11 protein-coding genes are annotated in these 13,035 nt (G+C 68.9%); 5 read left to right on the top strand and 6 right to left on the bottom strand.

What is annotated here, in order from left to right:
- Window position 1: 1 nt before the first annotated feature.
- The 3 genes from FOE78_RS01900 to FOE78_RS01890 are packed head-to-tail and all read left to right on the top strand — an operon-like array spanning window position 2 to window position 3,543.
- Window positions 2–1,276 (top strand): RNA polymerase sigma factor, encoded by a 1,275-nt coding sequence (locus tag FOE78_RS01900; RefSeq protein WP_143984824.1) that lies wholly within the window; start codon window positions 2–4, stop codon window positions 1,274–1,276.
- 41 nt (window positions 1,277–1,317) lie between these two features.
- Complete coding sequence (locus FOE78_RS01895) at window positions 1,318–2,436, top strand: lipid II:glycine glycyltransferase FemX (protein WP_143984823.1); 1,119 nt, start codon at window positions 1,318–1,320, stop codon at window positions 2,434–2,436.
- A gap of 54 nt (window positions 2,437–2,490) precedes the next feature.
- Window positions 2,491–3,543: an alanine racemase gene (locus tag FOE78_RS01890; protein WP_228266001.1), complete on the top strand. Its 1,053-nt coding sequence runs from the start codon at window positions 2,491–2,493 to the stop codon at window positions 3,541–3,543.
- A gap of 93 nt (window positions 3,544–3,636) precedes the next feature.
- Here FOE78_RS01890 and FOE78_RS01885 read toward each other — a convergent pair whose 3' ends face one another.
- The 3 genes from FOE78_RS01885 to FOE78_RS01875 form a co-directional block, all read right to left on the bottom strand.
- Window positions 3,637–4,998, bottom strand: coding sequence for a zinc-ribbon domain-containing protein (locus FOE78_RS01885; RefSeq protein WP_143984822.1), 1,362 nt, complete (start codon window positions 4,996–4,998; stop codon window positions 3,637–3,639).
- A 73-nt stretch (window positions 4,999–5,071) separates the two neighbouring features.
- Window positions 5,072–5,917 carry a tyrosine-protein phosphatase gene (locus FOE78_RS01880; protein ID WP_210414759.1) on the bottom strand — a complete coding sequence of 282 codons (846 nt, stop codon included), beginning with the start codon at window positions 5,915–5,917 and terminating at the stop codon, window positions 5,072–5,074.
- A 30-nt stretch (window positions 5,918–5,947) separates the two neighbouring features.
- On the bottom strand, window positions 5,948–7,162 hold the full coding sequence (locus FOE78_RS01875; protein WP_228266000.1) for an ROK family transcriptional regulator: 1,215 nt from the start codon (window positions 7,160–7,162) through the stop codon (window positions 5,948–5,950).
- 98 nt (window positions 7,163–7,260) lie between these two features.
- Here FOE78_RS01875 and FOE78_RS01870 point away from each other — a divergent pair, with 98 nt between their 5' ends.
- Window positions 7,261–8,457 carry an MFS transporter gene (locus FOE78_RS01870; protein WP_143984820.1) on the top strand — a complete coding sequence of 399 codons (1,197 nt, stop codon included), beginning with the start codon at window positions 7,261–7,263 and terminating at the stop codon, window positions 8,455–8,457.
- A 36-nt stretch (window positions 8,458–8,493) separates the two neighbouring features.
- Here the strand turns inward: FOE78_RS01870 and FOE78_RS01865 are convergent, their stop codons facing one another.
- A complete protein-coding gene (locus FOE78_RS01865; RefSeq protein WP_143984819.1) occupies window positions 8,494–9,519 on the bottom strand; it encodes an RNA polymerase subunit sigma-70 in 1,026 nt (341 codons plus the stop codon).
- A gap of 161 nt (window positions 9,520–9,680) precedes the next feature.
- Between FOE78_RS01865 and FOE78_RS01860 the strand changes: the two genes are divergently transcribed.
- On the top strand, window positions 9,681–10,244 hold the full coding sequence (locus FOE78_RS01860) for a dihydrofolate reductase family protein (RefSeq protein ID WP_143984818.1): 564 nt from the start codon (window positions 9,681–9,683) through the stop codon (window positions 10,242–10,244).
- A 77-nt stretch (window positions 10,245–10,321) separates the two neighbouring features.
- On the opposite strand, the gene FOE78_RS01855 is transcribed toward FOE78_RS01860, so the two are convergent.
- Complete coding sequence (locus FOE78_RS01855; RefSeq protein ID WP_143984817.1) at window positions 10,322–11,539, bottom strand: mannosyltransferase family protein; 1,218 nt, start codon at window positions 11,537–11,539, stop codon at window positions 10,322–10,324.
- Between the two features lie 11 nt (window positions 11,540–11,550).
- Window positions 11,551–13,035: a glycosyltransferase family 87 protein gene (locus FOE78_RS01850; RefSeq protein WP_143984816.1), complete on the bottom strand. Its 1,485-nt coding sequence runs from the start codon at window positions 13,033–13,035 to the stop codon at window positions 11,551–11,553.

Genomic DNA, 13,035 nt, shown 5'->3' with positions numbered 1-13,035 from the left:
GATGATCGACGAGGACGAGATCGCCCGGATCTTCCGGGACGAGTACGGCCGCGCGGTCTCGGTTCTCACCCGCAGTTTCGGTGATCTTGATCTTGCCGAGGATGCGGTCCAGGAAGCCTTCGCGGCGGCGGTGCAGCGGTGGCCCACCGACGGGATCCCGCCCAGTCCGGCCGGCTGGATCATCACCACCGCCCGCAATCGCGCGATCGATCGGCTGCGACGGGAAGCCCAGCGGGACAGCAAACACGCCCAGGCGGCAGCGTTGTTGAACCAGCTGGGCCCTTCGACAAGCTCGGGAACCTTGGCGGATGAGGAGGAGGGACCGGTGTCCGATGATCGTCTGCGGTTGATCTTCACCTGCTGCCATCCTGCGCTGGGCGCACCGGCTCAGGTGGCGCTGACCTTGCGTCTGCTCGGCGGGTTGAGCACGCCGGAGATCGCCCGGGCGTTACTGGTGCCGGAGGCGACGATGGCACAACGGATCGTCCGGGCGAAGGGCAAGATCAAGGGCGCCCGGATCCCGTACCGCATCCCGGCCGACGCTGACCTGCCGGACCGGCTGCGCGCGGTCCTGGCGGTGATCTATTTGATCTTCAACGAGGGCTACCTGGCCAGTTCGGGTGATCGGCTGGTCCGTGATGATCAAGCTGTCGAAGCGATCCGGCTGGGTCGGCTGCTGCTGGAGTTGATGCCGGACGAACCCGAGGTACGCGGGCTGCTCGCGTTGATGCTGCTGACCCAAGCCCGCCGTCCGGCACGGATGACAGCGACCGGTGAGCTGGTGCCGCTGGCCGACCAGGACCGAGACCGGTGGGATCGGCAGTTGATCATGGAAGGCCAGCAGTTGGTGCAGGACTGCATCCGGCGCAACCAACCCGGGCCGTATCAATTGCAGGCGGCGATCAACGCCGCACACGTTGACGCGACCAGGGTCGCCGACACCGACTGGGCGCAGATCCGGCAGCTCTACGATCAGCTGTACGCGCTCAATCCGACCCCGATGGTCGGGCTCAACCGCGCCATCGCGGTCGCCGAGATCGACGGCCCGCAGGCGGCACTGGACGCGGTGGAGGAGACCGGCAACCGACCGGTCAGCCGGCGGATGGAACAGGGCTCGTTGGTCGGCAGCCACCTCTTCCACGCCGTCCGGGCCGACCTGCTGCGACGGCTCGGACGAACCGACGAAGCCCTGGCGGCGTACGACCAGGCGATCGAACTGGCCGACAACCAGGCAGAACGCGACCACCTGGTGCGTCGCCGAGCCGAACTCGGCTGACGACTCGGGAGCGGGCGCGTCGGCCAGGTAGATTGCGGCGCGTGACATTTCGGGTACGGACCATCACGGCAGCAGAACACGTCGCCTTCAACGCGACCCTGCCCAGCGTCAGCTTCCTGCAGACGCCGGCCTGGGCGCAGGTGAAGAGCGAGTGGCGCAGCGAGTCGCTGGGGTGGTTCGACGACGCCGACGAGTTGGTCGGCGCCGGGCTGGTGCTGCACCGCAGGTTGCCCAAGATCAACAAGACGCTGGCCTACCTGCCCGAGGGTCCCACCATCGACTGGGCCTCCCACGATCTGGCCCACTGGCTGGAGCCGATGACCCGACATCTCAAGCAGGGTGGGGCTTTCGCGGTACGGATCGGCGCGCCGGCGGTTGCCCGGCGGTGGAGCAACGCGACCGTCAAGGCCGCGATCGCGGACGCCTCGATCAGCAAGCTCAGCGACGTCACCCCGGACGAGATCAACCTGGCCACCACCCGCGCGCACACCCAGCTGCGACATCTCGGCTGGCGCCCACCCACGAGTGACGAAGGATTCGCTGCCGGCCAGCCGCGCTGGGTCTTCCAGCTGCCACTGCAGGACAAGGACGAAGATCAACTTCTCAAGGGCATGAACCAGCTCTGGCGGCGCAACATCAAGAAGGCCGCCAAATCCGGGGTCGAGGTCAGCCAGGGCAACATCGACGATCTGCCCGACTTCCACCGGATCTACCGCGAGACCGCCGAACGGGATCACTTCACGCCCCGCCCGCTGGAGTACTTCGAGACCATGTTCCGCGCATTGCTGGCCGAGGATCCGGATCGGATCCGGCTCTATCTCGCCCATCACGAGGGCGACCTGGTGGCGGCGACCACTTGGGTCCGGGTCGGCCAGCACGCCTGGTACAGCTACGGCGCCTCCACCACCGCCAAGCGCGAGGTACGCGGCTCCAACGCGGTGCAGTGGCAGATGATCAAGGACGCGCGGGCCGCCGGCGCGACCGTCTACGACCTGCGCGGGATCACCGACACCGTCGACGCCGACGACCCGCACGTCGGCCTGATCCAGTTCAAGGCCGGCACCGGCGGCGAGGCCGTCGAATATCTCGGCGAGTGGGATCTGCCGCTGAATCGCCTGCTCTACAAGGCCTTCGACCTGTACATGTCCCGACGCGGCTGAGTGTCGGCCGCAGCGCAGCAACCACCCCGCAGGGAGTGTCCTAAGCTCGCATCCGTGACTGGAGTGACGCTGCGGCTGGACATCGAACGCTGGCGCGAGCATCTGCGGGTGGTGGCCGACGCCACCCCCGGACTGGTGCCGGTGATCAAGGGCAACGGGTACGGCTTCGGGCATCAGCGATTGGCGGCCGAGGCGAGCCGGCTCCAGGCCGAGGTGGTCGCGGTCGGCGTGCCGGCCGAGGTGGCGCTGGTCCGCGAGCAGTTCGACGGCGCCGTGGTGATCTTGCAGGCCTGGCGGCCCGGTGACGAGTTGGCCGACGAACTGGCCGCCGATGATCGGGTGATCACCACGGTCTCCCGGATCTCCGACCTGAAGGCGCTGGCCGCGACCGGCAGCCGCTCCCGGGTGCTGATCGAGGTGCTGACCGCGATGCGCCGCCACGGCATCCCCGCCGAGGACCTGGCCGAAGCGATCGGCGAGCTCGGCGACCTCCGGTTCGAGGGCTGGACCATCCATCTGCCGTTGCTGCAGGAAGGCCAGTACGCCGAGGCCGAACGGTTGAGCCGGGCGGCGCTGGCGGCGCGGCCGGGCACCCTGTGGCTGTCCCACCTGCCGGCCGACGAGGCCATCGGGTTGAGTCGACAACTCGGCGGACCGGGCGATCCGGCACCGATCCGGCTTCGGGTCGGCACCCGACTGTGGCTCGGCGACGAGAGCAGCCGCATCACCACCGCCACCGTGCTGGACGTGCATCCGGTCCGGCGCGGCACGCGTGTCGGCTACCGGCAGCGGGCGGCCCCGTTCGACGGCTGGGTGGTGATCATGGCCGGCGGCACCTCGCACGGCATCGGGATGGAGGCACCGACCCCCGCGGCATCGCTGCGACAGCGGGCGATCTCCGCCGCCACCGGCACCCTGGAGGCGGCCGGGCTCGCGCTCAGCCCGTACACGATCGGCGGGAAGAAGCGCTGGTTCTGCGAACCGCCGCACATGCAGGCCTCGATGATCTACCTGCCGAAGTCGCAGCAGCCGCCCCAGGTCGGCGAGGAGATCCCGGTCGAGCTCCGGCTGACCACGGCCCTGGTGGACCGGATCGACGAGGTCTGAGCCCGAGCCCACGACCACAGCCGCACCACTTACGGCAAGCCGCACCGGGTGCAGCCGGTGCGGCTTGCTGTGAGCGGTGCGGCTGTGGTCGGGTCAGCAGTGGTGCCAGATCCGGCCCGAGTGCGGACTCGCCTTGTTGATCAACAAGCCACCGTTGTGGCTGGTGAACCGGTAGTCGATGTCCCAACGGGCACAGGTGATCGACGGTTCGGGCCCGTGGCCGGGTGCGAAGACCGAGTCGAAGCTGACGTGGGCCTGCTGCCGACTCGCCGAGTGCACGGTGATGTTGAAGTCGTACGAGGTGGACCAGCCCTGAAAGAACTGTTCGGCGCCGGAACCGGCGGGTTTGCTGCCCGGCCCGAGCTGCGCGTACGCGGTCGAGTAGTCGACGCCGTTGATCGCGCCGAAGTAGCTGCTGAGCAGCTGCTCGACCGCGGCGTTCGAGGTCCCGTTGATCTTGGTCGTCGCCGGGCCGCTGACCGGTCCGGCGCAGTGCTGACTCGGCAGCGGTTCATGCCCGTCGAGGGCGGCCTTGATCGCCGCTGCCGGCACGACGGTTCCGCGCTGCGGACCGGCCAGCATCATCCCGCTGGCCGAGCCGTCGGCGGCAAGCGTCGGGGCTCCGGTCCAACCGGGGTGGTAGCCGGTGTCGATCGCGGCCAGCCCGGACACCTCGGTGCTGCCGACCAGCGTGGTCAGGTCGGTGGCGGCGATCCGTGCGCTGGTCGGGTGCGCGGTCGCCGAGCCCACCTCGACACCGAGCACGGCGGTGTCCTCACCCTCTCGCAGCGGCCGATCCGCCAGCGAGAACACCTGCCCGTCGACCGGATGGCCGAGCTTCAGCACGACCACCCCGTGGGACGGATCGGCGGAGCGGATCGTGGCGGAGATCGTCCGGTCGCCGGCGGTGACGGCAACGGCTTTCGCACCGACCAGCGCGGCGTAGGAGGTGACCGCGGTCTGTCTGCCGACCAGGAAGGCGCTGCCGACCCGGGTCCCGTCGCCGCAGCCGGTGGCGAAGACGCCCAGCACGCCGGACCGCATCCGCTCGGCGATCGGGCCGAAGTCCGGCGCGGCCGTGCCGGATCGGTCTGCGGCCGGGCCGCTGCCGGCAGGACCGGTATCGGCCGGGTCGGTGCCGGCGGGGCCGCCGGAAGCGCGGCCGGTGGCTGTCGCGCCCGGTGACGAACCGACCTTCTGCACCGGTGTCGCGGCGATCCTTGCGCCGTTGCCGACCCGAGTCGTCTGCGTGATCACCACGATCACCAGCACCACGACGGCTGCGGTGCCGGCAATGATCGCGGCCAGCATCCCGGCCCGCGGTCGGCGCCGGGTCGATGCTGTTGCCGAGGTCCGGTCGGCCTCCGGCGACGGTGCCCAGCCGCATTCGGCGCAGAACCGGGCGGTCGGCGGGTTGGCTGTCCCGCACTGCGGGCAGATCAGCTGATCGGGCACTCGACCCATCTTCGTCGGGGGAGGCTCATCGACGGCGTTCGCGCGGTCGACTTCACGACGTGATCGACCGATTTCAGGACTCGGCCAGCAACTTCGTACGCATCGCTGCGGTGTCTTCGTCGGTCCAGCCGAAGCCGGCCAGCAGCCGGTCCACCGAGCCGTACTCGGAGTCGACGTACTCCAGGAACAGCTGCATCGTCTCGGGATGGGTGGTCTGCGCGGCCACCGTCTGACTGCGTACGTTGTCGCGGTAGGTGTCGGACCGGGCCAGCTTGTCCAGGATCCGTTCGATCCGCTCGCTGCTGGCGGCGTAGTCGTCGATCACGGCCTGCGGTTCGGCGCCGACCAGCCGCAACGACAGCGCGACGATCGTGCCGGTCCGGTCCTTGCCGGCCGCACAGTGCACCAGCGCGGCACCCGGCGCGTGGGCGATCGCCCGCAGCGAGGCGAGCACCGAATCCGGCCGGTCGACCAGGTAGGAGAGGTAGAAGGACGCCGACTCGTCGTCGACCTGGATGGTCGGCTTGACCACCTCGGTCCACGGCAGCGCCTTGCCGATGATCTCCTCCTTGGCGATGAGGTCCTCAGGGCTGAGCTCGTTGATCTGCTCGGTCAGCTGGGTCTCGGTCTGCGCCTCGGTGAGGTTCTCCTTGAACAGCGAGTGGTGGTGAATCGTCACCTCGGACACCTTGGTCAGCGGCCCGGGCCCCTCCTGGGCGTCCTCGAGGTCGCTGCGCAGGTCGATCACGTCGGTCAGCCCGAGGTCGAGCAGCGCGCGAATGTCGGAATCGGTGAGCGACTGCAGGTTGTCCGAGCGGAGCAACCGGCCCGCGGCGACCGTTCCCCCGTCGGTGGTCGGCGTGCCGCCGAGATCACGCAGATTGACCAGGGTCTCGAGATCGATCCAGTTCGCCGTCACGCGGGTCAGTGTACGGAGCTTCGCTCGCCGTTACCGCGCGGCGGTGTCGGTCTCCGGTTCGTTGCCGGCCCAGCGGTCCAATGCGGCCGGGCTGGTGATGTGGTCGATGCCGAGATAGGCCGCGCCGCGGGTCGGGCCGTCGGCACCGTGCACGCTGTCCAGAACTGGCGGCGGCTGCCGCTGATGGACCGTCATCAGCCCGGATCGGTAGGCCCGGTCGAACGCCTCCGGTGCAGTGCGACGCAGTTGCGGTCCCAGGCCGCCGAGGGTGATCACGTCCGGGTCATGAGCGTTGACCAGGCCCGCGATGCCGCGGCCGAACGCACCCGCCGCCAACGCGACGGCCCCGCGATTGTCGCCCGATCGGGAACGACCGGACTCGAGGTCGTCCAGCAGCCGCCGGGCGTAGTCCTCCGGGTCGGCGGGTTCGGGTTCGCCGCGATGCCGTGCCAGCGCCCGGCCGTCGACCGCGAGGTCCCAGCAGCCGTACGAACCGCAGGTGCACTCCAGCGCGGGATCGGCGAACGGCAGGTGGCCGAACTCGCCACCGGTCCCGTGTGCGCCGAGCGCCGGCTCGCCATTCAGCAGCAGGACGCCGCCGATCCCGGTGGCGACCATCAGATGCACGGCGACACTGGTGTCCTTCGACGCTCCGGTCCTGGCCTCCGCCACCCCGGCAAGGGTGGCGTCGTTGCCGACCAGCAGCGGCGGCCGCCGCTCGGCCGGGATGCCCGCGGTCAGCCGCTGCAGATCCAGCAACTCCAGCCAGTGCCGGGCCGACAGCTGCCCGAGCGCGGTGCCGCTGACCGGGCCGGCGGCCGAGACGACCACGCACCGGATCCTCGGCTCAGCGTCGTCGACGGCCCCCGCCACCGCTGCGGCAATCGTGGTCAGCACGGCCTCGGGTCGATCGTCCTCGTACGGCGCATCGGTCAACGCGGTCAGCCTGCCGGCCAGATCGGACAGGCGCAGCTCCCAGCCGGACGCCCGCAGGCCGATGATCAGCACCAGCGGCCCCTGCTCGTGCGGTTCGAGGATCGTGGTCGGGCGGCCGGGTCCGGTGTGTTCGGCGCGGGACTCGTTCAACAGTTCGAGCCGCTTGAGCCGGTCGACCAGTTCGGTGGCCGCGCCGCTGGAGAGCCCCAGCCGCTCGGCGGCCTCGCGTCGGGTGATTCCCGGCTCGGCGTTGACGAGTTGCAGCAGCTCAGCTGCCGTCGCCCACCGTCTGCGTGCCAGTCGAGTCACCCGGCCACCTTCCATCTCAGCCTGGAGCTGTCGAAGCAACAATATCCTCGCCAATCGAGTAAATTAGCCGACACGAGCAGATCTGATGCGAGGAACTCATGGTTGACACCCAATCGGTGACCGGTGGCGACGAGCTGGCGCAGCGGCCGAACGTGTCCGCGGTCGGCCCGGCGCTGGCGGTGCTGGCATTGGCGGTGTTCGCAGCCGTGACCACCGAGGTGCTGCCGATCGGCCTACTGCCGACGATCAGCCGCGAGCTGCACATCAGCACGTCGGTCGCCGGTCTGCTGGTCAGCACGTACGCGGTGATGGTGATGCTGACGGCGGTACCGCTGACGTTGCTCACCCGGCGCATCCCGGGCAGGCGGCTGCTGTTGATCGGCATCGGCTCGTTCGCGGTCAGCAACCTGATCTGCGCCTTCGCGCCGACTGTTGTCGTGCTCGGCGTCGGCCGGGCTCTCGGCGGGATGACGCACGCGATCTTCTTCTCGATCTGCATCGGCTACTCGGCCCGGCTGGTCCATCCGTCCCAGACCGGGCGGGCACTGGCCCTGGTCTCGGCCGGCGTAGCGGCCGGTCTGATCCTCGGCGCACCGGCCGCGACGGGGCTCGGCAACGCGGTCGGCTGGCGGGCCGCCTTCGGGGTGCTGGTGATCTTGATGCTGGTGGTGTTGATCTTGCTCGCCAGGACACTGCCGCCGGCCGAGCCGCGGAGCGTCGCCGACAGCGGCCGGCCGTCCGGCCGCCGCCGGGACGCGGCGGCGGTGATGCTGGCCAACGCGTTGGCCTACGTCGGTCAGTACGGTTTCTACACCTACGTCGCGGTGCTGCTGTTGCAGTCCGGCGCACAGACGTCCTGGGTGGCGCCGGTGCTGTTTCTCTTCGGTGGTTTCGGTCTGTTCGGGATCTGGCTGGCTTCGCGGTCCCTGGACGCTAGGCCGCGCCGGACCGCGTTGATGATCTTGCTGGTCAGCGGCGTGGGCATGCTCGCGGTCGCTGTCGGCTTTCCGTCGCTGCCGCTGGTGATCATCTTCGGGGTGATCTGGAACGCCGCGTTCGGGCCGGCGCCGTCGCTGTTCCAGAGCACCGCGATCCGGACCAACGCGATCTCACCGGAGCTGTCCGGCGCCTGGCTGAACGTGTCGGCCAACGTCGGCATCGCCGCCGGTTCGGCGCTGGGCGGCGTGGTGCTGGGCGCTGTCGGCATCGGCAATCTCGCTTGGCTGAGCTCGATTCCGATTCTGCTGGCCGCTGCGGTGGTGGTGTTCGCCCGGCGGGCGTTCCCGGCGCGGTGATCATGAACCGGTTGTTGATCATGAATCCGCGGTTGATCATGAATCGGTCAGCGCGGCCGGCAGGTCGAACTGCTTGATCAACTCTGGCTCGAAGCGGATCAGCGAGCTGATCCGGTCGCCGGACAGGCCGAGCACCAGCAGTCCGGAACCGGTGCAGGAACGGTCGGGCCGCCGCAGGTAGAGGCCGAATGCCGGTTGGCCGTTGGCGCGGGTGGGCAGCAGCCGGAAGCGGCGGTCGGCTCCGAACAGCAGCGACAGGAACTCCCCGACCAACTCCGGTCCCTGATACTCCAGCGGCACCGGCGGCATCGACATCATCACGTCGTCGGTGAAGAGCTCGATCAGTCCGGCGACGTCACCGGCCTCGTACGCGGTGACGAAGCGGGCGATCAACTCCCGCTCGATCGGCGATTGGCTCTCCGGCGGCGGCTCGGTGCCGGCCTCATCGTCTCGGTGCCGTTGCAGGGTGGATCTGGCGCGTTTCAGGGCGCTGGTCACCGACTCGACACTGACCTGCAGAATCTCGGCCACCTCGCGGGCGTGGAAGCCCAGCACGTCCCGCAGCACCAGCACGGTCAGCTGCCGCGGCGGCAATCGCTGCAGTGCGGTGACGAACGCTAGCGAGATCGACTCCCGGGCCTCGTACCGAGCCTCGGGTGTTGCCGCGGTGGTGTTCGATCCGCCGATCAGCCGGTCGGGCAGCGGCTCCAGCCAGACCACCTCACCGAGCCTGGACGGCTCCGGCGGCTGCATGCCGGGCACCGCCCACGGCTGAGCCGGCCGACGACGGATCGCCCGGAGCGCGTTCAGGCAGCGGTTGGTGGTGATCGCGTACAACCAGGTCCGCAGCGAGGAACGGGCTTCGAACCCGGGCAACGCCTGCCAGGCGGCCAACAGCGACTCCTGCAGGCAGTCCTCGGCATCCTGCAGCGAGCCGAGCATCCGGTAGCTGTGCGTCAGCAGTTCACGCCGAAAGGGTGCGATCAATTGGTCGAACGCGTCCTGACTGCCCGCTCGGGCGTCGCGGAGTTGCTCCTCGGCGTGTACCAGCTCCGTCTCCATCCGACCCCTCCACCCCGTCGCCCGATTGCGACTCCACCGACTTGGACACCGGGCTCGCCAAGAACTGGGCGGCCAACCAGTCGGGATCGCCGCGCCCAGTTTTGCAGCGATCCGGTGTCCATCAGTTCGTACGCACCAACAAACCCACCGAGGAGACGGACATGGGACGGATTGTCATCAACAGCAACACCACTCTGGACGGAGTCAGTCAGGACCCGTCCGGCGACGAGGGCTTCGGATTCGGCGGCTGGTTCACCCGGGTCAGCGACCCGGACCGGGAAGCCTGGGCCAAGATCGAATTCGGCGAAGCGCTGGAGACCTCGGCGTTCCTGCTCGGCGGCCGCACCTACGGCTGGTTCGCCGATCGCTGGCTCGGCCGCCCCGGCGAGTGGGCCGAACGCCTGTTCAGCCTGCCGAAGTACGTCGTCCGCTCGACGCCGGCGCGTACGGACTGGGGCCCGACCACCGAACTCACCGGTGATCTTGTTTCCGCGATCGACCGGCTACGGCAGCAGATCGACGGCGACGTCGTGGTGCTCGGCAGCTCGCAACTGGCGCAGTTCCTGCTCGAACACGAGCTGGTCGACGAACTCCGCCTGTTCCTCTACCCGCACCTCGTCGGCTCCGGCAACCGCCTCTTCGGCGAACTGACCTCGGCAAGAGCCCTCCGATTGGTCGACGCATCGGCGGTCGGCAACCTCGTCAAGCTGACCTACGATCTCTGATCGGGGTCGAGCGAATGCCGCTGCCGCGATCTGGTCCGGCGTCTTGCGTACGGGACGACCCCCTCGACCCCGACCGCTCAGCTTGCCCAATACCCACTGAAGAAGAGCCAGGACCAGGTGATCATTGCAGCAGTCCCGAGGGCGCTCCCGATGATCACCACCACCCGATGGGCGACGGCGGCCGGCCGGGACGCCGGCCGCCACTGCCCGAACCGGGCGATCATGATCATCAACGGGAACCAGAGCAGCACGGCCCGGTTCACCGACATGTACCAATAGGACAAGGAGAACGCGAGCACCTGGACCGCGACCCAGCTCGCCTCGGCCCACAACTTCTGAGTCAGGCACCAGATGGTGACCAGCACGCCGACCGCCATCGACACCATCTCGGCCCGGAATACCCAAGCCCAGTAGGGATGATCGGCGTACGCGCCGGGCTGGACGGCGGCCCAGGTGTTCTGGAACGACTGCCACGGCCAGGTGAAGCCGCGATACCAGCCTGCGACCTGGGCGTCGTACCAGGCGGTCCAGCTGCCGCTCAGTCCGTGCAGATAGGTCGCGTACGCGGCGAGCACGGCGACCGGGATCAGCAACAACCCGGCCCGCCGCAGCCGAGTGGCCCAGTTGATCTTGCGGGTGGTGATGATCATGATGAACAGGGCACCGACCAGAAAGAGACCGGACACCCGTACGGTGCAGGCGCAGCCGGCCAGCAGCGCGGCCGCCAACCAGCGATCGGAGCGAGCGCGTTCCCAAGCCCAGAAGGCGAAAGCGCAGAAGGCCGCCTCGGTGTAGCCGACCGTGGTGAACACTGCGGTCGGCGCGAACAGCCACACCACCGCCGCCCACGGACCGCCGAGCCGGTAGAGCGCGGCCGCCGCGAACGCGGAGCCGATGCCGGCGATGATCATGCCGCTGATCTGGGTCGGGACGCCGAACAGCAGCCCGGCCCGCAGCATCAGCGGCAGCCCCGGGAAGAAGGCCATCAGTTTGCCGTCGGGGTCGTAGCCGTAGCCGTGCCGAGCGAGGTCGGCGAAGTGCACCGCGTCCCAGTTGTTCACCATCGCCATCAGGTCGCGATGGGTGACGACCGCCAGCAACAAGGCGACCAGCGCGATCAGTCCGCGGCTGGCAAGCCAAGCCTGGATGGTGATCCGGCCGCCGCGGGGGTCAAACGAATGCAAGCTGAGTCCGCCCGGTCTACGCCACCACCGGCCGATCACGCCACCGCGGCCGGGCGGTTCGGTGGCGGTCGCGCGGTCCAGTTCGGCCACCTCGGTTGCGGGCGAGTTCATCGCAACCGAACCTATCGGGGGCCGGTGTCGGTGAGGTCGAGCCAGCGCCGCAGTCGCACAACCCAGCCCGCGTCCCGGGCTCCGTACAGCACGCCGCCGCCCGGATCGTCCGGCACCGGTCCATAGACGGTGTCGCGCTCGCGCAGAGGGTCGCGGCGGTCGGGGTCGAGGATGTCGCGGATGATCATGATGCCGACCCACACCTCACAGGCGATCCGGACGATCACCGCGAGCCAATAGATCCGGTCCGGGCCGCCACCACCCGGGGTCAGGGTTTGGTCGAGGTGTCCCCAGATAGCCAGGAAGTAGACGATCTCGCCGAACGTGAAGATCCACCATTCCCGCCAACGCGGCCGGGCCAAGATCAACAACGGCAGCAGCCAGAGCACGTACTGCGGTGAGTAGACCTTGTTGGTGATCAGGAACGCAGCGATCACCAGATAGGCGACCTGCCCGAATCGCGGTCGCCGCGGCGCGCTGATGATCAACCAGCCGATGCCGGCGCAGAGCAGGATCAAGATCACCGCGTTGACCAGGTTGAGGTGCGGCACCGGGTGCCCGGCCAGCGACAACACGTACCAGATCGAGCCGAGGTCGCCGCCGCGATCGGAGTTGAAGGTCCAGAACGCCAGCCACTGACTCGGCGCCAAGACCATCACCGGCAGATTCGGGATCAGCCAGGCGATCACGAATCCGAGCAGGGTGCGGCCGAAGTCGCCCATCCGCCGGCCGCGCAGACACAACAGCAGCAACGGACCCAGCAACAGCACGGGATACAGCTTGGCGGCCATCCCGAGGCCGAACATCGCTCCAGCCAGGGTCGGCCGGCTGCGCGCCCAGAACATGAATCCCAACGCAGTCAGGGCGATCGGCAGCATGTCCCAGTTGATGAAGCCGGCCAGGATGACACACGGCGAGACCGCCAGCATCATCGCGTCCCAGCCGCGTACATGATCAACTCCGTACGGACGCGGCACGCCGTGGACCCCCGGGATAGTCCGGGCCTGCGCCCAGACCGCGACCAGGAACAGTAGCCCGAGCACCACAACGTTGACCTGGAAGAAGAGCCGGGACGCGTCGACGGCCTGCTGTGCGGTCAGTCCGGGACCGACCGGGGCACCCAGCAGAGCGGTGATCCGGCGTTCGAACTCCAGCAGCCAGCCGGTGAGCACCGGATACTCCAGCGGCTGATAGTTGCCGTGATCAAGGTACGGGATGTTGCCGTCGGCCAGACCGCGGCCGGTGTAGAGCAAGGGGATGTCGGAGTAGCAGAGCCGGCGATAGCTGTCCGGAAAGTGCCCGGCCACCGTGACCTGGCAGGGCAGTTTCTGGATCGCGCCGACGATCCAGGCCAGGGTCGCGGCCAGCAGCGAGACCCGGACCGGCCCGAACCAGGTAGATGCCGTGTCGGCATGCCGACCCAGCGGACCGCCGATCCGCTGGCTGATCATGGCCACGAACCCGTCGTTCCCGGGGCGGGCTGTACCGGCAGCCAT

The organism is Microlunatus elymi (genome assembly GCF_007362775.1).
Classification (GTDB): Bacteria; Actinomycetota; Actinomycetes; order Propionibacteriales; family Propionibacteriaceae; genus Microlunatus; species Microlunatus elymi.
The sequence above is the reverse complement of the archived record's forward strand: the minus strand, read 5'-3'. Positions and strand labels throughout refer to the sequence as shown.